At 69.2% G+C, this 22,716-nt stretch carries 22 protein-coding genes; 14 read left to right on the top strand and 8 right to left on the bottom strand.

Features of this window, described 5'->3' with window-relative positions:
• Positions 1 to 5 precede the first annotated feature (5 nt).
• Positions 6 to 710, bottom strand: a complete 705-nt coding sequence (locus tag AKJ08_RS09260) for an RES family NAD+ phosphorylase (RefSeq protein WP_050725807.1) — start codon at positions 708 to 710, stop codon at positions 6 to 8.
• Positions 711 to 729: 19 nt separating this feature from the next.
• On the bottom strand, positions 730 to 1,107 hold the full coding sequence (locus AKJ08_RS09255; RefSeq protein ID WP_050725806.1) for an MbcA/ParS/Xre antitoxin family protein: 378 nt from the start codon (positions 1,105 to 1,107) through the stop codon (positions 730 to 732).
• A 102-nt stretch (positions 1,108 to 1,209) separates the two neighbouring features.
• Here AKJ08_RS09255 and AKJ08_RS09250 point away from each other — a divergent pair, with 102 nt between their 5' ends.
• The 3 genes from AKJ08_RS09250 to AKJ08_RS09240 are packed head-to-tail and all read left to right on the top strand — an operon-like array spanning position 1,210 to position 5,680.
• Entirely contained in the window at positions 1,210 to 2,193 is a 984-nt protein-coding gene (locus AKJ08_RS09250; RefSeq protein WP_050725805.1) for an RluA family pseudouridine synthase, read from the top strand.
• Entirely contained in the window at positions 2,190 to 3,056 is an 867-nt protein-coding gene (locus AKJ08_RS09245) for a DNA-methyltransferase (protein WP_050725804.1), read from the top strand. The genes AKJ08_RS09250 and AKJ08_RS09245 overlap by 4 nt, the downstream gene beginning before the upstream one ends.
• 11 nt (positions 3,057 to 3,067) lie before the next feature.
• On the top strand, positions 3,068 to 5,680 hold the full coding sequence (locus AKJ08_RS09240; protein WP_082342993.1) for a penicillin-binding protein 1A: 2,613 nt from the start codon (positions 3,068 to 3,070) through the stop codon (positions 5,678 to 5,680).
• Between the two features lie 174 nt (positions 5,681 to 5,854).
• Here the strand turns inward: AKJ08_RS09240 and AKJ08_RS09235 are convergent, their stop codons facing one another.
• Positions 5,855 to 7,147: a dioxygenase family protein gene (locus tag AKJ08_RS09235; protein WP_169788790.1), complete on the bottom strand. Its 1,293-nt coding sequence runs from the start codon at positions 7,145 to 7,147 to the stop codon at positions 5,855 to 5,857.
• A gap of 68 nt (positions 7,148 to 7,215) precedes the next feature.
• The gene (locus tag AKJ08_RS09230) at positions 7,216 to 8,244 is read right to left on the bottom strand and encodes a histone deacetylase family protein (protein WP_050725802.1); all 1,029 of its coding nucleotides are present in this window, start codon (positions 8,242 to 8,244) and stop codon (positions 7,216 to 7,218) included.
• Between the two features lie 252 nt (positions 8,245 to 8,496).
• Between AKJ08_RS09230 and tatB the strand changes: the two genes are divergently transcribed.
• Genes tatB through AKJ08_RS09215 form a run of 3 tightly spaced genes read left to right on the top strand, consistent with a single transcriptional unit; the run spans position 8,497 to position 10,990 of the window.
• Positions 8,497 to 8,952 (top strand): Sec-independent protein translocase protein TatB, encoded by a 456-nt coding sequence (tatB, locus tag AKJ08_RS09225; RefSeq protein WP_050725801.1) that lies wholly within the window; start codon positions 8,497 to 8,499, stop codon positions 8,950 to 8,952.
• Complete coding sequence (tatC, locus tag AKJ08_RS09220) at positions 8,949 to 10,181, top strand: twin-arginine translocase subunit TatC (protein WP_050725800.1); 1,233 nt, start codon at positions 8,949 to 8,951, stop codon at positions 10,179 to 10,181. The genes tatB and tatC overlap by 4 nt, the downstream gene beginning before the upstream one ends.
• 20 nt (positions 10,182 to 10,201) lie before the next feature.
• Positions 10,202 to 10,990, top strand: a complete 789-nt coding sequence (locus AKJ08_RS09215; RefSeq protein WP_050725799.1) for an exodeoxyribonuclease III — start codon at positions 10,202 to 10,204, stop codon at positions 10,988 to 10,990.
• A gap of 147 nt (positions 10,991 to 11,137) precedes the next feature.
• On the opposite strand, the gene AKJ08_RS09210 is transcribed toward AKJ08_RS09215, so the two are convergent.
• On the bottom strand, positions 11,138 to 13,105 hold the full coding sequence (locus AKJ08_RS09210; protein WP_050725798.1) for a LeuD/DmdB family oxidoreductase small subunit: 1,968 nt from the start codon (positions 13,103 to 13,105) through the stop codon (positions 11,138 to 11,140).
• Positions 13,106 to 13,278: 173 nt separating this feature from the next.
• Here AKJ08_RS09210 and AKJ08_RS09205 point away from each other — a divergent pair, with 173 nt between their 5' ends.
• From AKJ08_RS09205 to AKJ08_RS09170, 8 genes are all read left to right on the top strand, one after another.
• Positions 13,279 to 13,860, top strand: a complete 582-nt coding sequence (locus tag AKJ08_RS09205) for a DUF3332 family protein (protein ID WP_082342991.1) — start codon at positions 13,279 to 13,281, stop codon at positions 13,858 to 13,860.
• A 130-nt stretch (positions 13,861 to 13,990) separates the two neighbouring features.
• Positions 13,991 to 15,055: an isocitrate/isopropylmalate dehydrogenase family protein gene (locus AKJ08_RS09200; protein WP_050725796.1), complete on the top strand. Its 1,065-nt coding sequence runs from the start codon at positions 13,991 to 13,993 to the stop codon at positions 15,053 to 15,055.
• Positions 15,052 to 15,720, top strand: coding sequence for a hypothetical protein (locus tag AKJ08_RS09195; RefSeq protein ID WP_050725795.1), 669 nt, complete (start codon positions 15,052 to 15,054; stop codon positions 15,718 to 15,720). Before AKJ08_RS09200 ends, AKJ08_RS09195 begins: the two co-directional genes overlap by 4 nt.
• A gap of 14 nt (positions 15,721 to 15,734) precedes the next feature.
• Entirely contained in the window at positions 15,735 to 16,931 is a 1,197-nt protein-coding gene (locus AKJ08_RS09190) for an acetyl-CoA C-acetyltransferase (protein ID WP_050725794.1), read from the top strand.
• 188 nt (positions 16,932 to 17,119) lie between these two features.
• Positions 17,120 to 17,644 (top strand): hypothetical protein, encoded by a 525-nt coding sequence (locus AKJ08_RS09185; protein ID WP_050725793.1) that lies wholly within the window; start codon positions 17,120 to 17,122, stop codon positions 17,642 to 17,644.
• 140 nt (positions 17,645 to 17,784) lie between these two features.
• Complete coding sequence (locus AKJ08_RS09180; RefSeq protein ID WP_082342990.1) at positions 17,785 to 19,047, top strand: LeuA family protein; 1,263 nt, start codon at positions 17,785 to 17,787, stop codon at positions 19,045 to 19,047.
• Positions 19,048 to 19,216: 169 nt separating this feature from the next.
• Positions 19,217 to 19,417: a hypothetical protein gene (locus AKJ08_RS09175; protein ID WP_050725792.1), complete on the top strand. Its 201-nt coding sequence runs from the start codon at positions 19,217 to 19,219 to the stop codon at positions 19,415 to 19,417.
• A gap of 177 nt (positions 19,418 to 19,594) precedes the next feature.
• Positions 19,595 to 20,377, top strand: coding sequence for a rhomboid family intramembrane serine protease (locus AKJ08_RS09170; protein ID WP_157370587.1), 783 nt, complete (start codon positions 19,595 to 19,597; stop codon positions 20,375 to 20,377).
• Positions 20,378 to 20,389: 12 nt separating this feature from the next.
• Here the strand turns inward: AKJ08_RS09170 and AKJ08_RS09165 are convergent, their stop codons facing one another.
• From AKJ08_RS09165 to AKJ08_RS09155, 3 genes are all read right to left on the bottom strand, one after another.
• Positions 20,390 to 21,220, bottom strand: coding sequence for a metal ABC transporter permease (locus AKJ08_RS09165; protein ID WP_050725790.1), 831 nt, complete (start codon positions 21,218 to 21,220; stop codon positions 20,390 to 20,392).
• Positions 21,217 to 21,999, bottom strand: coding sequence for a metal ABC transporter ATP-binding protein (locus AKJ08_RS09160; protein WP_082342988.1), 783 nt, complete (start codon positions 21,997 to 21,999; stop codon positions 21,217 to 21,219). Before AKJ08_RS09160 ends, AKJ08_RS09165 begins: the two co-directional genes overlap by 4 nt.
• A 132-nt stretch (positions 22,000 to 22,131) precedes the next feature.
• A complete protein-coding gene (locus tag AKJ08_RS09155; protein WP_050725788.1) occupies positions 22,132 to 22,650 on the bottom strand; it encodes a hypothetical protein in 519 nt (172 codons plus the stop codon).
• Between the last annotated feature and the right edge of the window lie 66 nt (positions 22,651 to 22,716).

Here is a 22,716-nt window from a genome sequence, read left to right as displayed (position 1 = left end):
TCGGATCAAGCGCTCGGCGACGGGAGGCCGCCGTCCACCTCGAACTGGCTCCTGGGGAAGGCGTAGACCTCGCGGACGAAGTAGTCCTTACGGGAGAGCTCGATGCGCTCGCGCGTCGCGACGCAGAGCCAGGTCTGCGGCGTACGCGGGCGCTTCTCCGCGAAGGCCCTGGGCGTGAAGAGGGCCACGTTGGCCGCGCCTCGCTCGTCTCGGGCCGACGCGTAGCGGATCATCTCCGCGCCGGCCTCGCGAAGCTCACGCCCCAGGGCCTGGCTGGCGGCGTAGCTCACCTTCGAGCAGAGCTCGGCCGCCCGCGCGAGGAAGGTTCCGGCGGTGAGATCGGCGGCGAGCCTCGAGCGCACCCTCACCTGGAACGAGGAGAGCTCGACCATGAGCGGATCCAGCTTCGCTTCGGTCCCCTCGAGGAAGCGCAGCCGGTAGAAGGCGACCTCGGCGAACGCCGTGCGGAGCTCTTCGGAGCCGTACCAGAGCGAGGGCTCGAAGCGGCTCCCAAAGCGGGAGCCGTGCCGCAGCGGCGGGTAGCGGAAGGAGGAGAAGAGGAGGAAGTGGAGGCCGTCGAAGCCCTCCTCGCGAGGGACCGGCGGCTTGTGCCTCTCGATCAGCTCCTCGAGGAGCTGCTGGTCGGCGTCGGAGTCGACCAGCTTCCGCGTGGAGACGACGTGCTGGGCTTCGACCACGCGCCAGGGCACGCCCTCGTAAGCGCAGAGGTCAGGCCCTTCCGCGGATCGCGTCGAGATATTCGGCGACATCGACGATCCCCCTCACGCTCTGCATCAGCTCCAGCGGGACGCCGTGGAGGTGGTGGTTGTAGGCCATCAGCCACGCACGGCAGGCGTCCTTTGCTCCGCCGACGAGGGCATCGAGGCTTCGGAAGATTCGTACGAAGAGGATCCCGAGCTCGCCCTCCTTGCTCTCGACGCGGAGCTGGCTCGTGCCCGAAGCGACGCGCGAGAGGGTCGCCGGGCTCAAGCCCACGATCGCCGCGAGCTCCTTCTGGGAGAGCCCGAAGATCGCGGCAGCCCGCAGGACGGCCTGGGTCAACACGGACGCCTCGGAAGCCGCATCGCGCTGGGGATTCTCGGTCATCCGGCCGCCTCCTTGATCGTTTGAAAGAATATGCCGTCAGATTTTCATTTGCAAGCAGTCTCCCTTCCTGCGGAGGAGTCCTGCATCTGATAGAAGGCGGGCGTGTTCGAACAGACGATCTCCGAGGACGAAGCAGGGCAGCGGATCGACAAGCTGGCGAGGCGCCTGCTGGCCGAGGTCCCCTTGAGCGGCATCTTCAAGATGATCCGCACCAAGCGGATCCGGGTGAACGGCAAGCGGACCCAGAACGACTACCTGCTCCAGGCGGGAGACGTGGTGGAGTTCCGGGTGGTCCAGCCCGGACCGTCGGGCGTGCCGCTCCCGCCGAAGCCCCGCGTCCACAAGCTGCCCGAGGTGCCGATCCTCTACGAGGACGACTCCGTGCTCGCGGTGGACAAGCCGGGCGGGATGGCGGTCCATCCGGGATCCGGGATCAAGGGCGGGACCCTGGTGGACTGGGCTCGCCACTACCTCCAGGTCGACGAGGAGCAGAAGGAGTTCAAGCCCAGCCCGGCGCACCGCCTCGACCGCGAGACCTCCGGCGTGATCCTCGTCGCCAAGAAGCGCAAGGCGATGGTGCGGCTCACGGAGATCTTCACGGAAGGTGCGGCGCACAAGCGCTACCTCGCCCTCGTGAAGGGCCGGATGCCCCGGCCGAAGGGCACGATCGATCTGCCCCTCGCCGAGCACCAGCAGACCGCGCGCTCGCGGGCCGAGAGGGGCGTAAACATGCAGCCCGCCGTCACGCACTTCCGCGTGCTCGCGAGCGGCGCCGGCGTGAGCCTCCTCGAGTGCACAATCGAGACGGGCCGCACCCACCAGATCCGCCGCCACCTCGCCGCCATCGGCCATCCGGTGGCTGGCGACTCGCGCTACGGGGACTTCCCGTTCAACCGCGAGGTGGCGAAGGGCTGGGGGCTCGACCGGCAGTTCCTCCATGCCCGAAGGCTGGAGCTGGAGCATCCCGTCACCGGCAATCCCCTCGTCGTGCAGGCGCCGCTGCCCAGGGAGCTCGCTCAGGTCCTCCACGCCGCGGGGATCGCGTGGACGCTGCCGAAGGACTCGGACCAAGGGGAAAAGGCGTGACGACGGGCCGGGTCGTCTTCGGGGACAACCTGGAGGTGCTGGCCGGGTTGCCGTCCGAGTCGGTCGACCTCGTCTACATCGACCCGCCGTTCAACACGGGCCGAGTCCAGTCCCGCAGGACGCTCTCGGCCATCCGCACGGAGACCGGCGGCAGGGCGGGCTTCCACGGCCGGCGCTACCAGACGGTCGAGCGCGAGACCCGCTCCTTCCCCGACCGCTTCGACGACTACCTGGGTTTCCTCGAGCCCCGGATCGTCGAGGCGCGCCGCGTGCTCAAGCGCACGGGGAGCTTCTACTTCCACGTCGACTACCGCGAGGTGCACTACTGCAAGGTGCTGATCGACTCGATCTTCGGGAGGTCGTGCTTCCTGAACGAGATCGTCTGGGCCTACGACTACGGCGCCCGGACGCGGAAGCGGTGGCCCGCCAAGCACGACAACATCCTCTTCTACGCGAAGAACGCGAAGGCCTACCTCTTCAACGCCGACGAGATCGACCGGATCCCCTACATGGCGCCGGGCCTCGTCGGCCCCGAGAAGGCCGCCAGGGGCAAGCTCCCCACCGACACCTGGTGGCACACGATCGTCAGCCCCACGGGCAGGGAGAAGCTGGGCTATCCCACACAGAAGCCCCTCGGGATCCTGAGCCGGATCGTGAAGGCGTCCTCGCCGCCAGGGGGGCTGGTCCTGGACTTCTTCGCTGGGAGCGGCACCACCGGTGAGGCCGCCCTGAAGGCGGGGAGGCGGTTCCTCCTCGTCGATCACAACCCGGAGGCGATTGAGGTGATGAAGCGCCGCTTCGCAGGGGCGCCCGAGGTGGTCTTCGAGGGATCCGGCGTTGTGCCTGGGACGGCGGTGCTCTAGGCTGCCCCGCAATGGCAGACGCTGGCATGGGCCCCACGAGGCCCCAGGGTGAATCCTCGGCTCCGGAGCCCGCTCCGAGCGCCAAGTCGAAGAAGACGAAGAAGAAGGCGGGCCTGCTTCGCTGGCTGGTCCGGCTCACGCTCGCGGGCTTCTTCCTGGTGCTCGTCGCCGGCGCCGGCGCCGCGTACTGGGGCTACCGGGAGTACGGCAGGGACGTACCCCCGGTGCCGCGCCTCGATCAGTGGCACCCGCCGATCCTCTCGGAGGCCTTCGCCACCGACGAGGTGCTGATCGCCGAGTTCTTCAAGGAGCGGCGCAAGGTCGTCTCCTACGAGCGGATCCCGAAGAAGCTCATCCAGGCCTTCATCGCGGCCGAAGACGGCAAGTTCTTCGACCACCCCGGCTTCGACGTCGAGGGGATCGCGGGCGCCGCCTTCAAGATGGTCACGTCGGGGCGGGTCCGCGGCGGCGGTTCGACCCTCACCCAGCAGACCGCGAAGGCCCTCCTGATCTCGGCCGAGGGCTACGAGAAGGGCCGCGAAAAGACGATCCGGCGCAAGGTGAAGGAGCTGCTCCTGGCGCTGGAGCTGGAGGAGAAGTTCTCCAAGGAGGAGATCCTCTGGCTCTACCTGAACAACGTCTACCTCGGCCACCACAGCTACGGCGTCCAGTCGGCGGCGGAGAACTACTTCCGCAAGAACGTCGAGGACCTCACCCTGCCGGAGATGGCCCTGATCGCCGGGCTCCCCCAGGCGCCGTCCCGGTACTCGCCCTTCGTCTATCCCGAGCGCGCCGCCGAGAGGCGCAAGTACGTGCTCCGGCGGATGTTCGAAGAGGGGATGATCTCCCAGGCCCAGCGGGACGAGGCCCAGGCGCAGCCGGTGAAGGTCCACCACGTGGAGGACGTCTTCGGCGACACCGCGCCGTTCTTCGCCGAGCACGTCCGCCGCGACGTCGTCGATCGCTACGGCAACCAGCGGATGCTCAACGAGGGCCTGAAGATCTGGTCCTCGATGAACAGCGAGAACCAGCGCTTCGCCCAGAACGCGATGCTCAAGGGGCTCCACTTCGTCGATCACCGGCAGGGCTACTACGGGCCGCTGGACAACGTGCCGAAGGCCGAGTGGCCGAAGCGGTTCGCGGGCTTCGACGAGGTCCTCGACAAGCGGGGCGGCGCGAAGCTCGAGCGCGATCGCCTCTACGTCGGCATCGTCACCGAGGTGGGGCCGAAGCTCGCCACCGTGAAGCTGGGGACGAAGCTGACGGCGGAGCTCCCGCTGGCCGCGGCCCGCTGGGCGCGCAAGCCCAACTCCGAGGCGTACTTCCCGTCGGCGCTGATCTCCTCGCTCAAGGACGCCCTCTCGGTCGGCGACCTCCTCATCGTCCGCGGCTCCACGTGGCGTGACATCGGCATGGACTCCGAGCAGCCCGCGCTGAAGAAGACCTACGGCGCCGACGGCCTCTTCCTCGCCCTGGAGCAGGAGCCCAAGCTCCAGGGGGCGACCGTCTCGCTCGATCCGTGGAGCGGCTACGTGGTCGCGATGATCGGCGGCTACGACTTCGACGCCTCCGAGTTCAACCGCGCGTTCCAGTCCTGCCGTCAGCCCGGCTCGGCGTTCAAGCCGATCGTCTACTCGGGCAACCTCGAGCTGGGCAAGGACACCACCGATCCCACCAAGACGCGGCCGTTCACCGCCGCGTCGATCCTCATCGACGCGCCGATCGTCGCCGACGATCCCGCGAACCAGAACCGCTGGAAGCCCCAGAACTACGGCCTCGACTTCCAGGGCGAGGTCACGGCGGCCCACGCGCTGGTCAACTCGATGAACGTCCCGGCGGTGAAGGCGCTCGAGAACCTCGGCGTTCGCGCCACCGTCGACTGGGCGAACAAGATCGGGATCACCAGCAAGCTCAACGAGGACTTCTCGATCGCGCTCGGCTCTTCGTGCGTGACGCTCTGGGATCTCGCGAAGGTCTACTCCACCTTCGATCGCCTCGGGACCAAGCCCCGGACCACCTTCCTGCGGAGGGTGGAGGATCGCTTCGGGCGTACCCTCGAGGACCACACCTGGTACGCCGACGGATGGGCGCCGCTGGGCGACCGGATCCTCGCAGGCTACGCCGAGCTCGGCTACGAGCCCGAGCGGCTGATCACGCCCGAGACCGCCTACATCACCACCGAGCTCCTCCACCAGGTGACGCTCTTCGGCACCGCGGCCCGCTCCGGCTACCTGAACAACAAGTGGCCGATCGCGGGGAAGACCGGCACCACCAACGACTCCTTCGACGCGTGGTTCATGGGCTTCTCACGCGATCTCGTGGCGGGGGTCTGGGTCGGCTACGACCGCTACGACTCGTCCCCGATGGGCCGCTACGAGAACGGCGGCCGGGCGGCGCTGCCGATCTGGACCGAGTACATGGAGAACGCGCTCGACGGCAGGCCGGGCAGGAACTGGCCGGTCCCTGCGGGCATCAGCTTCGCCTCCGTCGACGTCCGCAGCGGGAGGCCGGCCTCCGGCCCCGGCGCGAGGGTCCTGCCGTTCAAGGTCGGCACCGCGCCCACGAAGGAGTCGTCGCATTCGGGCGGCACCGTCGACCCCGACCTCTTCATGATGGAGCACTGAGAGCTTGTGAAGAATTCAAAAGCTCTCGCGAAGCCGAAGGCGGAGCAGACGAAAAGAAGAGCGTTTCCGCGCGGAGCGCGGCTGAAGAAGTCGGGCCCGCTGCTGCGGGACCGATTTCTTCACACGCTCTGAGCCTCGGCGGCGGCTCGAATTGATCGGCTGCCGCTCGACGAGTCAGCGCTCCACCCGCTGCCAGACGATCTCGCGCTTCGGATCGTCGACGGGCTGTAGATGGAGGAGGTCCCCCGAGAAGCGGAAGTGGCGCTCCAGAACCTTCGGATATCGCCCAGCCGGCGTTTGTCCCTCGACCATGTGGCGAACGAGGTCGCGGTCAGCGTCGACCTCGTACCTGCCGAAGTAGGCGTGATAGTCGGAATCGGAACGTCGCTCCCGCGGACCGAGCTGCACGGACATCATCCCGGCATCGTCGTAGTGGATATAGCCGATCGGCTTCTCGCCGTAGACGTGCGTCGGTGTTGCGCCGTCGTCGTAGGTCCGAAGCGCGTCGACGAGACGCCAGGTCCCGACGAAGTGCTGCGCCACCTCTTCCTTCGGCAGCCGTCGCTTCGGGATGGGCGCCTCCGGAAGCCGCTCCTTCCCTTTCCTCATCGGAAAGTCGACGTGTAGCCTCCACTCGTCGTCGGCGTGCTCGAAGTGTCGAACGTTTTCGCGCGTGGCGGTGAAGGTGGGGTCGATGGCGAGGTAGGGATCGCCCTCGCGGAACAGCTGGGTCACGAACGTTCGATGGCCTGGCGCCATGACGATGACGTGAATGTGCGCGGGACGATGTGCCGAGCGGCCTGCCGTGCGCAGGAGCTCGCCGACGGGGCCGTCGGTCGGGATCGGATACGGCACCGGCAGGAGCGCGGTCAGCTCGAACGTTCCGTCCTCATCGGTACGGAACCGCCCTCTGAGATTGAAGTCCGGCTGGTTCGGATCTTGATTCTCGTAGAGCCCCTCCGTCGACGCTTGCCAGGCCTCGATGATCGCTCCCGCGATCGGCTGCTTCGTCTTCCAGTCGAAGACCCGGCCGGTGACGCGGACCCGGTCGCCCGGCGTGTCGTCGCTCGCGATCGAAGCGCCGCGGCCGCGGTTCGGCGCGCCATGTCGATAGAAGGGGCCCAGGAGCGCGGAGCCGACCTCGGCCGGCCCCTGATGTGCGAGCGCTTCGATGAGCTGGCTCACCCCGAGCACGTCGGCGAGGAGAAGGAACTCGTTGCGCTCCGGGCTGGTCATCTGCGCCATGCGCTCCATGAAGCGCCAGGCGAACTCCCACTCCTCGTCGGTGGGCCTGAGCTCACCGACGCAGGCGTGGAGGTGCTCGATCAGCCCTTGGACCAGGTGCTTCACCCGGGCGTCCCGGATGGTCTCGTAGGCCTCGAGCGCTCGGCGTGTGACGCCTTCGGGCGAGCCGTCCCCTGCCTGGACCGGCTCGCTCGTTCCCTCTTCGATGCCTGGCGCGTCCATGGACCCAACGATAGGTCCGCGACGGTCCCCAGGCAGTGATCGATTGGGCAGACGATCGCCCAGCGAGGTCAGAAGACGTTCCAGTACCTGGAGTGAAAGGCCCTCGCTCGGTCGATGGCCTCCCTTCCCCTCGGAGTTGGCGACGTGGGGAGGGCAGGGGGCTTTGCGCCTGCGAGGACCTCCATGCAGGCGTGGGTGCTGCTGGAGAGACCGCCGAGGTCGTAGCCGCCCTCGAGGACGAGGGCGAGCTTGCCGCCGGCGTGCCGCTCGGCGAGCTCCATCGCGATGCCACAGAGGCCGGCGAAGCCCTCGGGCGTCACGGCCATCCCGCCGAGGGGATCCTCGACGTGGGAGTCGAAGCCGGCGGAGACGAGCACGAGGTCGGGACGCCAGGCGTCTGCGATCGGGATGAGGAGCTCCCGGAAGAGGGCCGCGTAGTCGCCGTCGCCGAGGCGAGGAGGGAGGGGGACGTTCACGTTGAGCCCCTCGCCCTCGCCGCGGCCCACCTCCTCCAGCTCTCCCGTGCCGGGATAGAAGGGGAGGCGGTGGGTGGAGAAGAAGAGGACGTCTCCGCGGTCGTAGAAGGCGGACTGCGTCCCGTTTCCGTGGTGCACGTCCCAGTCCACGATCAGCACCTTCCGGCAGCCGAGGGCCTCCCGGGCGTGGGCCGCCGCGACGGCGACGTTGTTGAAGAGGCAGAAGCCCATGGCGCGGTCGGGCTCCGCGTGGTGGCCCGGGGGGCGGGTGATCGAGAAGGCGTTTCGGGCCCGCTCGCCCACGACCGCCTCCACCGCCTTGATGGCGGCGCCGGCCGAGAGGAGGGCGGCCGTCACGCTCCCCTTCGAGACCGCGGTGTCCGGATCGAGCTGGGCCCACTGGCCGTCGAGGGCGAGGATCTCGTCGACGTATTCGGGACGATGGACGCGAAGGAGCTGCTCTCGGGAGGCCGGCCGGGGCTCGAGGAGCCGGGTTCCCTCGATCGGCCTCCGGTCGAGGGCGGAGAGGACGGCTCGGAGCCGGGCGGGCGACTCAGGGTGGGCGAATCCGGGCTCGTGGTCGAGGCAGCGGGCGTCCGCGAAGAGGAGCGTCTGATCCATGTCGCCTCCAAGGGAGAGGGCCCGCCGAGCAGGGGGGCCGGCGGAGAACGTTCGATCGGCTCAAAAATGACCCGGACTCTCGGTCCGCGCACAGCGACTGAACGAGAATTTCCGCGGAATCGACCGAGCTCGAGAAGCGTTTTTCCGCACGCCCGCCAGCCCGATCTCCCGGCGCATCCCCGCTAGTCTCGGGTTGCGCCGAGACCCTTTTCCCGTGTAGCACGCTGTCGAATCGCCGCGCCCGAGGTGCAGATGTTCGGCCTGAAATTCTCCGAGATCCTCGTCATCATGGTCGTCGCGCTCATCGTGCTGGGGCCGGAGCGGCTTCCCAAGGTCGCCCGCATGCTCGGCAAGGGCATGCGCGAGGTCCGCAAGGCCACCGGGGACTTCAAGGACATCGTCGAGAGCGAGTTCAACAAGCTCGACGAGGAGGTCGCCCGCCTGCCCGCGAAGACGCCGATCGAAGGGGCAGTCGCCGCCTCGGGAGGTGAGACCGTCCCGGCGGGGGGTGCTCCTGCGGCTGGCGCGCCGGCGGCACCAGGCGCCGAAGGGGCTCCCGCGCCTGTCGCAATCGCCGCCTCGCCGCATGCCATCGCGATCGCCGCAGCGCCCCAGGCGATCGCGAGCGCTGCAGCGCCACAGGCGCTGATGGTGGAGCCGGTCGCCGTCGCGACCACGAGCCGTACAGAGGATGAGCCGGGCCGATGAGGCGTGATCCGGACCTGCGCCTGAGCCTCCTCGATCACCTCGGTGAGCTGAGGAGCCGACTGATCAGGGCGTCGATCGCCGTGGTCGTGCTGGCCGGGATCGCGCTGAATTTCTCGAAGGAGCTCTTCCACATCCTGGTGATCCCGATCCTCCGCGCGCTGCCGGAGGGTCAGCGGGCCCTGGTCCAGACGTCGGCGATCGAGGAGCTCAACACCTTCATCAAGGTCGGGCTCTACGCGGGGCTCTTCCTCTCCGCGCCGGTGATCCTCTACCAGCTCTGGGGCTTCGTCGCTCCCGGCCTCTACGCCAACGAGAGGCGGATGGCCGTGCCCTTCGTAGTGGCGGGGACGGGTTGCTTCATCGGCGGCGTGGTCTTCTGCTACTTCGCCATCCTGCCGCCTGCGTTCGAGTTCCTCCTCCAGCCCGAGGACATCCGCGATCGATCCGTGGAGCTCAAGCTGGCGAAGGGATCCATGGAGGACGCCGGCATGCTGCTTCGCGCCGGCGATCCGTCGAATGCCTCGAGGCTCCTCGATCAGGTGGATGGGCATCTGGCCGAGCTGCCCGCGGTGAGCCGCGGCGGCAGCCAGGCGCTCCTCGAGAGGATCGAGCACCTCTCGCCGGCCCTCGACGTCGCGGAGCGCGCCGCCGATCGGAGCGCCGCCGCCAGGGTCGAGCTCTCTGCTGCGATCCTCTCGCGGAGCGAGGCACGTAGCCTGGCGATCCGCGGCGAGACCGGGCGCGCGGAAGAGCTCCTGGCCAGGGCGGACGAGGAGCTGCGCCGGGCGATCACGTCGGGAGCCGGTCCGGAAAAGACCGCGCAGCTCCGCGAGGTCCTCGACCACCATACTTCGACGTCTGCCCGCCTCGCCGCCGCGAGCGAGCAGCACTCGATGGACGACTGGACGCGGCCGATGCTCTCCATGCGGGAGCAGCTCGATCTCGTGCTCCTGCTCCTCCTCGCCTTCGGCGTGATCTTCGAGATCCCTGTGATCTTCGCGCTGTTGGCGTCGATCGGGCTCATCGACGGGAGCGAGCTGGCGAAGTTCCGGCGCTACGCGATCGTGATCAACGTCATCATCGCCGCGGTGCTCACGCCGACCGGCGATCCCTTCAACCTGGCCTTGATGTCGATTCCGATGATCCTCTTCTACGAGATCGGCATCATCGCGGCGCGCCTGATCTCTCGGCGCCGGAAAGCACGAGAGGCTGCGGCGCTCGCGGCCTGACGCTTTCAGGAGAGGTGTCCGTGCGGATTGCTAGCTGGAACGTGAACGGGCTTCGCGCCTGCTCGAAGAAGGGCTTCGGCGATTGGCTCTCCGGCGCCGGCGCCGACATCGTCGGCGTGCAGGAGGTCCGGGCGAACGAGGAGCAGATCCCGAACGAGGTCCGGAACCCCGAGGGCTTCGCGACCCACTTCGTCGCGGCCGAGAGACCCGGCTACAGCGGTGTCGGTCTGTTCTCGCGGGAGACCCCCGACGAGATCGAGACCAAGCTCGGCGTGGAGGAGTTCGACGCCGAAGGGCGCCTGCAGATCGCCCGCTTCGGGAAGCTGCAGGTGGTGAACTGCTACTTCCCGAACGGGAACGGCAAGGAGCGCGACAACAGCCGCGTCCCGTTCAAGCTCGACTTCTACCGGGCGCTCTTCGATCGCCTGGAGAAGGGGCTCCGCGACGGCGAGCCGATCCTCGTCATGGGCGACTTCAACACCGCCCACCGGCCCGTGGACCTCGCCAGGCCGAAGCAGAACGAGGACACCAGCGGCTTCCTCCCCGAGGAGCGCGACGAGCTCGACCGGTGGCTGCGCAACGGCTTCGTCGACACCTTCCGGCACTTCCACCCCGAGGCGAAGGACCGCTACTCGTGGTGGAGCCAGCGCTTCAACGTGCGCGCGAAGAACATCGGCTGGCGCATCGACTACGTGCTCGCGTCACCGGGTGCGATGCCCTACGTGAAGGCCGCCGACATCCTCCACGACGTGATGGGCTCCGACCACTGCCCCGTCGTGGTCGACGTGGCACCCGACGCTTGCCGCTGAAGCAGCGCGTCCTCTGATGACGGGCGCACGGCCCGGCACCGCTAGGAGCCTGTTGCGGTAACCGCCGCAGTGGGCTTCGTTACTGCGACAGTCTCCCTGGGACTCCGGCAAGCGGCTTCGTGGATCGAAGCCGCTGCCAGCCTAGGATCAGCCCGCGGAGAGCACCGAGAAGACCTCGGCGCCGTGGCGCTGGATAGCCGGGACGAGGCCGCCCTCGCGGCCGAGGGCCTGGACCACCTGGGCGAGGGTCTGCGCCTCGAACACCCGGCCCGACGCCACGTGGGTGATTCGGCCGCTGCCGAGATCCACCGAGAGCTCGTCGCCCTCCTGGGTCAGCGCGTAGAACTCCTCGTCCTTCACCGTGAGGTAGGGGAGGGCCTCGTTCACCAGGTTGCGCTTGTGGATGAAGGCGTAGCTCTTGGCGATCACGCACTCGACACCGGCGCCCTTGAGCGCCCAGACCGCGTGCTCGCGGGAGCTCCCCGAGCCCCAGCCCTCGCCGGCGACCACGATCGTGCGGCCCTCGCGGCTGCGGCCGACGAACTCCGGGCGCACGAAGTGGAAGCACTTCTCACCGATCTCCTCGAGCTTGGTGAGGTGGCAGAAGTCGCCCGGGATGATGGCGTCGGTGTCCACCGAGTCGCCGAAGCGCTGCACGCCGGCGCGGAGGACCGATCCGGCCTTGCCGGTCTCGGCAGCGCCTCCGGCATGCGCCTCAGCGGCGAGCGCCACCTTCGGCTCGGAGACGGTGATCTCGGGGAGCCGGCTCTCGCTGCGGCGGAGCAGGGCGGCGAAGCGCTCCTGGTCGACCTGGGCGAGGAGGGGGCGCGGATCGGCCACGCGGAGCGAGAGCGCCGAGGCGGCCACCGTGGCGGCGGACGCGAGATAGGCCAGGGAGCCCTCGCCCATGCGGTTCTCGAAGTTGCGGTTCTGGGAGGTGATCCACGCCTCGCCCTTGCCGGCCCTCTCGGAGGCGATGCCGAGGCACATGGAGCAGCCCGGCGGGCCCACGCGGAAGCCGGCCTTCTCGTAGATCGCGGCGAGGCCCGTCTCGCGCAGGTGGGCGACGATGGCGAGGTCGCCCGGCACCACCAGGCGCTTCTGGGTGTCCACCGGCTTCATGCCCGCGGCGAGGGCCTTCTCGAGCACCAGAGCCCCGAGGACCAGCTCCTCCTCGGTGGTGGTGCAGGCGCCGATGAACGCCCCCTGCAGCTCCATTCCGAGAAGCGCCTCCACCGGGAAGACGTTGTCGGGGGAGAAGGGCTTGGCGATCACCGGCCCCAGCTTGGAGAGGTCGATCCGGAAGCGCTCCGCGTAGGGCGCGTCGTCGTCGGCGCGGAAGTAGCGGGCGGAGTCCTTGTGCGTCGCCCGCTGCGACAGCCAGTCGGCCACGACCTCGTCGGGCTCGAAGATCCCGTTCAGCCCGCCGAGCTCCGCCGTCATGTTGGCGATGGTGAAGCGCACGTCGGTGGACCACCGGCGCACGGCGTCGCCTCGGTACTCGACGCTGCGCTCCATGGCCACGGTGTTGCGGCCGAGCTTGCCGAGGGTCTCGAGGATCACGTCCTTGCCGCCGATGCCGAAGGCGAGCTCGCCCGCGTAGTCGACGGCGATTGCCTCGGGGACCTCGATCCACGACTCGCCCAGCACCATGGCGGCGGTGATGTCGGCGCCACCCAGGCCCATGGAGAACGCGCCCATGCCGCCGTGCGAGGAGGTGTGGGAGTCCGCGCCCAGCACCACCTCACCGGGCTGCACCAGGTCCCGGTAGAACTTGGTGTGCAGGATCGTCTCGTTGGCGTCGTAGAAGTGCCGGATCCCGCTCTCCTTGGCGAAGTCGCGGGAGAGCTGGGTGAGCTTCTGGGTCCGCTTGTCGTTCGCCAGCGTGACGGGATCGACCGTGTGGTCCACCGCGAGGTAGAAGCGCTCGCGATCGTGGACCTTCGGCTTGCCGAGGCGCTCCCAGGTCTGGGCCATGCCGTTCCACGCCAGCTCGGAGGCGATGGTCCAGTCCACCTTGATCCGGAGCACGTCGCCCGCCTCGACCCAGGGACGGTTGAGGCCGATGGCGTGTGCGGCGAGGATCTTCTGGGTGAGCGTCATCGGCTTGCGCATGGGCTTCCTCGAGCGGGGCGGTCCAGTTCCTCTCGGAACAGTCCGGGACCTTTCTCCTTGCCGTGAGCGGCAGGGGGTCGCACTGTAGCCTCCGGCTTTGTGCCGTTCAACGAAGACCTCCTCCATGGAGACGCGGGTTTCCGTGAGAGGCATCCAGGTCATCCGGAGGATCCATGCGCCGTAGACTTGTCCTTGCTCTCGCTGCAACCCTGCTCGTCCAGACCGCGTGTTTCGGTAAGTTCCACGCCACGACCGCGCTCTGGAGGTTCAACCGAGACGTGGGCGGCAAGTGGGTCCAGGAGCTCGTCTTCCTGGGCCTCAGCTTCATTCCGGTGTACGGGCTCTTCCTTCTCGGCGATGCGTTCATCTTCAACACGATCGAGTTCTGGACGGGCCACAACCCGATCGCGGGGAACGTGCCCGAGATCGGCGAGGAGCGGATCGTGGAGCTCCCCGACGGCTCGCCGCTCAAGCTGGTCCGCGAGAGCGAGGACGGGATCCGGGTGGAGCACGAGGGCGTGGTGCGGCACTTCGTCCGGACCGCCGACGGCTTCGAGGCCTGGGACGACGAGGGCAATCTCCTCGCCGCGGTCCACGGCCAGGTCAACGGCGATGTGGTCGTGACGGACGCTACGGGTTCCTTCCGCTCCTACACCGCCGAGGAGCTCGCGCTCGCCGGCAACTCGACCGTGTCGGTCGCCGCCTGGGCCTCCGAGCAGGCGCGCCAGAACGCGGCTTCGATGGCCGCTCGCTAACGTTCCCGCCTTGACCGACCCGCGGTCGGCCTTCACAATCCCGCTCCTTCCTGTGACGACGGGGCCGCTCTAGCGGGCGGCCCTTTCGGCGCCCCTGTCTCGCCCTGGCGGGACGGAAGCGAGGCGAGTGATGTCGAAGATCGCGGTGATCCCCGGGGACGGTATCGGCAAGGAGGTCGCGCCCGAGGGCGCGAAGCTCCTGGAGCAGCTCTCGTCGGCGCGCGGGCTCGGGCTCGAGCTCGAGTTCTTCGACTACGGCGCCGACCGCTACCTGAAGGACGGTACGACCCTCCCGCCCGAGCAGCTCGAGGCGTTCCGCCGGGACTACCGGGCGATCCTCTTCGGCGCCGTCGGCGACCCGCGCGTGCCCGACAGCCGCCACGCCCGCGAGATCCTCCTGGCGCTGCGCTTCCAGCTCGATCTCTACGTGAACCTGCGCCCGGTGCGCCTCCTGGCGGATCGCTTCTCGCCTCTGGTCGGCAAGGGCCGCAAGGAGATCGACGGGGTCTTCTTCCGGGAGAACACCGAGGGCGTCTACGTGGACGTCGGCGGCAACTTCAAGCAGGGCACTGCCGATGAGATCGCGATCACCGAGGACGTGAACTCCCGCAAGGGCGTGGAGCGGATCTGCCGCGCCGCCCTCGACTGGGCCCGCAAGCACGGCGAGAAGACCGTATGGATGAGCGACAAGTCGAACGCCATGCGGCACGCGGGCGGCCTGTGGCAGCGGGTCTGGAAAGAGCTCGCCCGGGACTATCCGGACCTCGAGCTGCGTCATATGTACGTGGACGTCCTCGCAATGCAGATGGTGCTGCGGCCCGAGCTCTTCCGGGTGGTCGTGACCAACAACCTCTTCGGTGACATCCTCACCGACCTGGGCGCCGGGATCTCGGGCGGCCTCGGCTTCAGCGCCAGCGCGAACCTCAACCCCGGGAAGATCGGCCTCTTCGAGCCGGTCCACGGCAGCGCGCCCGACATCGTCGGCACCGGCAAGGCGAACCCGATCGCCACCTTCCTCACCTGTGCGCTCCTCCTCGAGCACCTCGGCCACGACGCCGAGGCGCGGATCGTCGAGAAGGCGGTCGACCTGGCGGTCGCCGAGAACGTCCTCACGCCGGACGTGGGCGGCTCCCGGACCACGTCCGAGGTCTCGGAGTTCGTCCGAGCCCAGGTCGCGAGGTTGGCCGCCGCATGAGCCAGCAGGACCTCTGGCGCTCGTTGGGTTTCCTGGCGCTGATCGCCTACCTACTCTGGCGCAACCTCCCCGGCGCCCTCGCCTTCGTGCGGCCCTCGTGGATCCGCTGGCGAATCGTCGGCGGCCAGGAGCAGGTGGCGCCCGGTGGGCCCGCGATGCGCGAGATGTTGGCGGAGCTCGGCGATCTGGGCTTCGAGCCGCTGGGGGTCCTCGCGGAGAGCCGCCCGCTGGCCAGGCAGCGCAGGGAGCTCGTCCTCGCGCTCCCCGAGGCGCGGTGCTTCGCCACCGTGCGCGCCGTGGGCAACGAGGCCTGGCTCTCCCTGGTCACGGACTACACCGACGGCGCGGCGGTCATCACCACGGACTTTCACTGCCCCTCGATCGACGAGGCCGACTACCTGGCGGGCGGCCTCCCGGCCAGCAGCCCGGCTGAGGTCCTCAACGCCCACAAGCGGCGGATCGAGCGGCTGGTCGAGGCGGGGCATCCGCTCGACGACCGCTTCACGCTCGACGCGCGGGTTCAGGCGGGCCATGGCTTCTACGCGAAGGGCCCCGGCAGGCGGGAGGTTCGTCGGAAGGAGATCCGCGGCCTCGTGTTTGCGACGATCGCATTGATCTGGGTCGGGATGTTCGTGGCGGGAATCGCCCGGAACCTCGGCCGATGACAGGAGAAAACGAGATGAAGAGCGCAGGCAGCACCGAGATCGTCTTCCTTGCGGCGAAGCGCACGCCGTTCGGCACCTTCGGCGGCACGCTCAAGGGCCTCTCCGCCACCGACCTCGCGGTCCACGCCGCGAAGGCCGCGCTGAAGCAGTCCGGCGTTCCCGCCGAGGACGTGGGCCACGTGGTGGTCGGCAACGTCTGCCAGACCTCCGCCGACGCGATCTACATCGCCCGTCACGTGGGCCTGCGCGCGGGGCTCCCGGAGACCGTCCCCGCGGTCACCGTCAACCGCCTCTGCGGCTCGGGCTTCGAGGCCCTGGTGCAGGGCGCGATGATGCTCCTCACCGGCCAGCACGAGGTGATCCTCGCCGGCGGCGCCGAGTCCATGTCCCAGGCGCCTCACGTGATCCGCGGCGCCCGCTGGGGCATCCCGCTGGGCAAGGGCGAGCTCGAGGATTCCCTCTGGAGCGCCCTCACCGACAGCTTCACCGGCATGCCCATGGCCATGACGGCCGAGAAGCTCGCGGTGGAGCACTCCATCTCCCAGGGTGACGTGGACGAGTACTCCGTCCTCAGCCAGAAGCGTTGGGCCGCTGCCGACGAGGCAGGTCGCTTCGACGCCGAGCTCGCCGCGATGGAGCTCCCCGCGCGCAAGGGCCAGACCGTCACCTTCGCCAAGGACGAGCACGCCCGCCCCGAGACCACCGTCGAGGGGCTCGCGAAGCTCCCCAAGGTCTTCAAGAAGGACGGCGTGATCCACGCCGGCGCGGCGTCGGGGATCTGCGACGGCGCGGCGATGCTGGTGATGGCCACCCGCGAGTACGCCGAGCGGAAGGGCCTCAAGATCCTCGGCCGCCTCGTGAACTGGGGCGTGTCCGGCTGCGATCCCACCGTGATGGGCATCGGCCCCGTGCCGGCGATCCGCGACGCCCTGCGCCGCACCGGCACCGAGATCTCGCAGTACGACCTCTTCGAGGTGAACGAGGCCTTCGCGCCCCAGTACCTCGCGGTGGAGAAGGTTCTCGGCCTTCCGCGGGAGAAGACGAACGTGGACGGCGGCGCCATCGCCCTCGGCCACCCCCTCGGCGCCTCCGGCGCCCGGATCATCGGCCACCTCCTCTACGCCCTCGCCGCCCGCGGCGGCGGCAAGGCCATCGGCTCCGCCTGCATCGGCGGCGGTCAGGGCCTCGCGGTAGTGGTCCAGGTCGACTGAGGTCGCCGGCGGCCGAATCACAAGACGACGCAGGTTTCATCGAGAGGCTCGCCCCAACTGGGCGAGCCTCTTCGCTTTCTGTGGCCTGGGTCCGGCAGGCGCTGCCGCCGACTCGGACCGCTCTCGGGCGGAACTGCTGGCCAGATTGTCCAAATTCTAGCAGAGTGCGGCGGAATCGAGGTTCAGCCATGAAATTCCGCTCACTTCTTGTCGCATCTGTCTTCACCCTCGGAGCCGCCTTCGCGGCGCCCGCCCAGGCCGCTCCCGTTCGCCAGCCCAACGCCTGGGGCCTCGGCTTCATGTTGGGGAGCCCCACCGGCATCACCGCCAAGCATTGGCTCGGCGGCTCCGACGCCATCGACATCGGGGTCGGCGCAGGGCCCGGCTTCCGCGTCCACGCCGACTACCTGTGGGGCGTCGCCCAGCTGTTGAACAACACCAGCGATCTGCATCTCGACTTCTACATCGGCGCCGGCGGCCTCCTCGGAGTCGCCCGGGGCTGGTGCAGCTGGTACGACGACCACCATCGCCGCTACCGGAGCTTCTGCAACGACGGCGGGTTCCTCGGCGTCCGGGTGCCGGTGGGGCTCGACTTCGTCCTCCGGCGAGCGCCGATCTCCCTCGGCATCGAGATCGCGCCTGGCATCGTGGTCTCGCCCCACGACGCCGACGCCCTCGTGGACGCCTTCTTCTTCGCCCGCGTGAAGCTCTGACGCAAAGTCGCGACGACGCGCCTGGTGCGAGCCGAAGAGCTCGGGTCCCACATGCGGATCCGGGCTCTTCTCACGTCTCGGTGGCTTTACCCGACCCGAAGCGGCTGGCAGAGTGGTGCCCCCTCTAGCTGGAGACCGAGATGTCCGTGTCGACCCCTTCTCCCGAGCACGCGCAGCTGATCCACGACTGGAACGACACCGCTTCGACGGCCCCCATGAGCGGCCGCTCGTTCGACCTCTTCGACGAGTCGCTGCGGGACGGCCTCCAGTCGCCTTCGGTGGCGGATCCCTCGGTGGAGGAGAAGCTCCGGATCATCCAGCTCATGGCGGACCTGGGAATCGGCGCCGCCGACGTCGGGCTCCCGTGCGCCGGCCAGCGGGCGTACGACGACGTGACCGCGATCGCCACCTACGTCCGCGACAACCGGCTCCCCCTGCGGGTCTGCGCCGCTGGGCGGACGGTGGTCTCGGACATGGCGCCGATCGCCGACATTCAGCAGAAGGTCGGGATCCCGCTCACGGCCTACGCCTTCATCGGCTCCTCGCCGATCCGCCAGTACGCGGAAGGGTGGACGGTGGAGCACATCCGCGAGGCCTCCCAGAAGGCGATCGACTTCGCGGTGAAAGAGAACCTCGACATCTGCTACGTCACCGAGGACACCACCCGCTCGTCGCCTGCGACGCTGGAGGTGCTCTTCCGCAGCGCGATCGAGCACGGGGCCTCGCGCCTCTGCCTCTGTGACACCGTGGGCCACGCGACCCCCGACGGCGTGCGCCGCCTGATCGCCTTCACCAAGGCCCTGATCGCCGAGAGCGGCGCCGACGTGAAGATCGACTGGCACGGGCACAACGACCGCGGCCTGGCGGTGGTGAACACCCTCTTCGCGCTGGAGTACGGCGCGGACCGCCTCCACGGCACCGCGATGGGAATCGGCGAGCGCGTCGGCAACACCGCGATCGACCAGCTCCTCGTGAACCTGAAGCTGCTAGGCGTCATCGACCGGGACCTCACCAAGCTGGTGGAGTTCGTCCGAGCGGTGGCCACCGCGACGAAGGTCGGGATCCCCATCAACTATCCGCTGGTGGGCGAGGACGCCTTCCGCACCGCCACCGGCGTCCACGCCGCCGCGATCATCAAGGCCAAGCGCCGAGGCGACGAGTGGCTCGCCGATCGCGTCTACTCGGCCGTGCCGGCCGGCGAGTTCGGCAAGGGCCAGACCATCGACGTTGGGCCGATGAGCGGGATGTCGAACGTGACCTTCTGGCTGGAGCAGCAGGGCATGGCGGCCACGGAGGAGCTCGGGAAGTTCATCCTCGCGAAGGCGAAGGCCTCGGCTGTCACGCTGAGCGACGCCGCGATCCGGGACGCGGTGAGAGAGTACGAGGGCGCCGCGGCGCTCTGAAACCGTCCGGCCCGGCGCCGATCTTTTGTTGCGGCGGCCGGGCGGCCGGAGGAGACTCGGGGGACGAGCCGGCCAGGCAGGACCTCGCTGACGGCGATGTGGGTCGCCAACGGGGGAGGCGACCACCATCGCTGCGACGCAGGCGGCGGCGGTTCAGGAGGCGAGGGAGATGCCGCACTTCACGGGGGTCAAGGTGTTCTCGACCACGCTCGCGCGCGATCGGGAGAGCATGGGCGACAACATCACGAAGTGGCTGCGCGAGAATCCGAACCTGGAGATCCTCGACAAGGTCGTGACCCAGTCGTCGGACAAGGAATTCCACTGCCTCTCGATCACGCTCTTCTTCCGTGAGAAGGCGATCGATCGTTAGTAGCCGCTGCGGCCCTTGGCTCGCCCTCCAGGGGCTCGAGCCGTCGCGGATCGTGTCGAGGCTCGCGGTCGGGAAGGCCCTCCCACACGCACCCGTTGCGGTCACCGGGAGGAGGCTTATGCTCTCCTGGATCCGGGCTGTGCCGCTCCGAGCGGGAAGGAAACGAGTTTGAGGCCGATGCGACGTTGGGGCGGGGGTGGGGGATTCGGCGCGGGTGGGACCATGACCACCCGGCTCACGGTGGTGATCGCCGCCCTCTCGATCCTCGTCGCCATTACCGGCAACGTCTATCCGGGCGGGCTCCTCGGACACCTGATCTTCCGCCCGTCGAGCGTCCTGGCAGGCGAGCTCTGGCAGGTCGTCACCTACGCGCTGGTGGTGCCCCTTCCGTCCGGTGGCGCGATCTTCTCCTTCCTGATCTCGCTCTGGTTCCTGTACTCGATCGGCAGCCAGGTGGAGGCGGTGCTCGGGCCGCGGCGGTTCCTCGGCTTCTACCTCGGCGCCTCGGCGCTGGGCGCCCTCGCCACGATCCCCTTCGCCTATCTCTTCGGCTTCGCGTCCGCGCCGTACACGGGGCTGTGGGTCGCCCTCGGCGCCCTCACGATCCTCTTCGCCCACCACTTCGCGCGGCAGCCGGTCTACCTGATGTTCGTGCTGCCGGTGCAGGGCCGGCAGCTCACGCTGGTCGCCTTCGGGATCCTGGCGCTCTTCGCGATCGTCGACGGCCCGGCGCGCATGTTGCCGGCGTTCTTCTCGATGGTGGCGGCGCTGGCCTTCGCGAACGGCCTCTTCCGCCCTCGGCGCGCGTGGCTGCGGTTTCGGGCGTGGAGGATCGAGCGGGAGCTCAAGAGGCGCACCCGCCGCTTCTCCGTGATCGAGGGCGAGAAGAAGGGCGACGATCGCACCAACGTCGCACGCCCGAAGCGATCCGACGACGGCAGCGGGCCCTGGCTGCACTGACCAGTCAGGGGATCAGCGCCTCAGGAGGCTGCGGACGGACCCGGGAACGAGGGCGATCGCGGCGCAGGCGACGATCATCGCCCCGGTAGGCTTCTCCCAGACGAAGGAGAGGTAGTAGCCGACCACGCCGGAGGCGAGGGCGGTGCCGATCGCGAAGGCGAAGACCGCCCGGAGCCTGTCGAAGAGGAGGAGGCCGCCGGCTGCCGGGATCACGGTGAGCGCGAAGACGGGGAGCGCTCCCAGCGCGCGGGTGGCGACGGCGAGGCCGAGGCCGATGGAGAAGTAGAGCGTGGCGTTGTAGCGGCGGACCGCCATCCCCATCGCCCGGGCGGTCTCCGGATCGAAGGAGACGAAGAGGAGCTTCCGCCCGAAGGCGAGCTGGATGAGGGCGATTCCCACGGCCGTGACGGCCAGGGCGAGGAGCTCCTCCGGCGGAGCGGCGACCGCGTCGCCGAAGAGGAGGGAGTGGACGGCCTCGTATTCGTGGGTGAGGAAGACGCCCAGGAGGAGCGAGGCCGCGCCGGCGATCACGTAGGCGAGGGCGATGGAGGACTCGACCCCGACGCGCCCGCCCTTGCGGGAGAGGGAGAAGAGGCCCGCGGACGACGCGCCTACGAGGATTCCGGCGGCGAGCGGCGGCGGCGAGAGGCCGATCACGTGGGGAGCGAGGAGGGCGAGGACTACGCCGAGCCCCGCTGCCTGCGAGACGGCGGCTCCCACGAAGGCGGAGCGCTTGAGCACCACGAAGACGCCGGCGAGGGAGCAGAGGAAGGCGCCGAGGCAGACGGCGATCAGCGGATCGCGCCAGAGGAAGCTCGCCTCCCAAAACGAAATCCCGTTCACGCGCCGGTCTCCCTTGCGCCGCCTGCACGAAGAGTGAAGCCGTCGTCCACGAGGCCCTCGAGGGCGCCGGCCCTCAGCACCTCGTCTACCGAGCCGGCCTGGAGGGCGCCGCCCCGGAGGACGCCGAGGCGGGTGGCCAGGCGGAGCACCGGCTCCAGGTGGTGGCAGATCACCACCAGCGCACAGGGCCGCTCCCGGTGGATCGTGCCGAGGAGCTCGAAGATCGCCCGCTCGCCCGGGACGTCCAGGTGGTTGGTGGGCTCGTCGAGCACCAGCACGTCGGGCTCGGAGGCGAGGGCGCGGGCGATGAGCGCGCGCTGCTGCTGGCCTCCCGAGAGATCGCGGAAGGGGCGGGATGCGAGGCCGCCGAGCCCTACCTCTTCCACGAGGGTCTCGGCGCGCCGCCTCGCGGCCTTGTCGAAGAAGCGGAAGGGGCCGAGGCCCGGGATCAGGCCCATGAGCGCGATCTCGAGCACGGAGAAGGGCCAGATCTCGTCGAGGCGCTCGCGCTGCGGCACGTAGCCGAAGCGGGCGGCCTTGGCCTCGACGCTTCCGGCGAGCGGCGGGAGCACGCCCAGCATCGTCCTGACGAAGGTGGATTTGCCGGTGCCGTTGGCGCCGGCCACCACCAGGAACTCCCGGGCGCCCAGCTCGAAGTCGATGGGGCCCGCGATGCGGCGCCGACCGTGGCCCAGGACGGCGCTCCGGAAGCGCACGACGGGCTCCCGCGCGGGCACGGCCTGGATTTCGGGGGCCTGGATTTCGGGGGGGACTGACATGGGCTCGGGAGTATGGATCTGCGAGGGGGGTGTCGCAACGAATCCGCGGGATTGGGCCACCTGCCCCCGGTCGCTCGAGGGGCAGGTGGAGGGCAGCCGCGCGAGCGCCTGAACGCCGCGCGGGTTCTCGTCCTAGTGGGCGTGGCCGCCTGCCGAGACCGCCACGAGCGTCACCGTGGCTGCGTCGGTGGGGCCGAGCTCGAGGACGTACTCGGTGCCCGCGGTCACGTCGACGGTCACGGCCTTCGTGATCACGGCGGGGCAGGCGTCCACCTTTCCCTCCGCCTCGATCTCGACCTCGGCCTCCCCGTCATGAACGGAGAGCGGGACGTCTGCGGAGAGGAAGAAGACCACCTCGCCGGTAGCCGTCGCGGTGTAGACGACGGCGCCGCGGTGGGTGCCGTCGGAGTCCTCGGGGAGGGCGATCCGGAAGGCGGTGTGGGCGCGGCTCACCGCCTCTGCGGCGTCCCCGCGAGTGAGAGAGGCGTTCACCTCGAGGAAGGGGCCGTCCTGGCCGTGCTCGCAGGCGTGCTCGGCGAGCTCGGCGAGATCGTCGTGGGTGTGGCCGTCGTTCGAGGAGTCGTCCCCGTTCCCGCACGCGGAGAGGGTCACGAGGAGCGAAGCCAAGAGGAGGTTGCGGAAGAGAGACACGTCGCGGATTCCTTGGGTTGTGCGTTCCCGTTCCGTCCCGTCCCCGGGAAACCGGGGCAGGCGGCG

It is taken from the genome of Vulgatibacter incomptus (genome assembly GCF_001263175.1).
Taxonomy (GTDB): domain Bacteria; phylum Myxococcota; class Myxococcia; order Myxococcales; family Vulgatibacteraceae; genus Vulgatibacter; species Vulgatibacter incomptus.
This window is presented reverse-complemented; position numbering and strand designations above follow the sequence as displayed.

Bases quoted from the DNA above. Each gene is read 5' to 3' on its own strand.
- AKJ08_RS09200 (WP_050725796.1), top strand. From the start codon at position 13,991: ATGTCGAAGATCGCGGTGATCCCCGGGGACGGTATCGGCAAGGAGGTC.
- AKJ08_RS09205 (WP_082342991.1), top strand. From the start codon at position 13,279: ATGCGCCGTAGACTTGTCCTTGCTCTCGCTGCAACCCTGCTCGTCCAG.
- AKJ08_RS09190 (WP_050725794.1), top strand. From the start codon at position 15,735: ATGAAGAGCGCAGGCAGCACCGAGATCGTCTTCCTTGCGGCGAAGCGC.
- AKJ08_RS09235 (WP_169788790.1), bottom strand. From the start codon at position 7,147: ATGGACGCGCCAGGCATCGAAGAGGGAACGAGCGAGCCGGTCCAGGCA.
- AKJ08_RS09175 (WP_050725792.1), top strand. From the start codon at position 19,217: ATGCCGCACTTCACGGGGGTCAAGGTGTTCTCGACCACGCTCGCGCGC.
- AKJ08_RS09195 (WP_050725795.1), top strand. From the start codon at position 15,052: ATGAGCCAGCAGGACCTCTGGCGCTCGTTGGGTTTCCTGGCGCTGATC.
- AKJ08_RS09230 (WP_050725802.1), bottom strand. From the start codon at position 8,244: ATGGATCAGACGCTCCTCTTCGCGGACGCCCGCTGCCTCGACCACGAG.
- AKJ08_RS09255 (WP_050725806.1), bottom strand. From the start codon at position 1,107: ATGACCGAGAATCCCCAGCGCGATGCGGCTTCCGAGGCGTCCGTGTTG.
- AKJ08_RS09240 (WP_082342993.1), top strand. From the start codon at position 3,068: ATGGCAGACGCTGGCATGGGCCCCACGAGGCCCCAGGGTGAATCCTCG.
- AKJ08_RS09210 (WP_050725798.1), bottom strand. From the start codon at position 13,105: ATGCGCAAGCCGATGACGCTCACCCAGAAGATCCTCGCCGCACACGCC.
- AKJ08_RS09185 (WP_050725793.1), top strand. From the start codon at position 17,120: ATGAAATTCCGCTCACTTCTTGTCGCATCTGTCTTCACCCTCGGAGCC.
- AKJ08_RS09180 (WP_082342990.1), top strand. From the start codon at position 17,785: ATGTCCGTGTCGACCCCTTCTCCCGAGCACGCGCAGCTGATCCACGAC.
- AKJ08_RS09160 (WP_082342988.1), bottom strand. From the start codon at position 21,999: ATGTCAGTCCCCCCCGAAATCCAGGCCCCCGAAATCCAGGCCGTGCCC.
- tatB (WP_050725801.1), top strand. From the start codon at position 8,497: ATGTTCGGCCTGAAATTCTCCGAGATCCTCGTCATCATGGTCGTCGCG.
- tatC (WP_050725800.1), top strand. From the start codon at position 8,949: ATGAGGCGTGATCCGGACCTGCGCCTGAGCCTCCTCGATCACCTCGGT.
- AKJ08_RS09170 (WP_157370587.1), top strand. From the start codon at position 19,595: ATGCGACGTTGGGGCGGGGGTGGGGGATTCGGCGCGGGTGGGACCATG.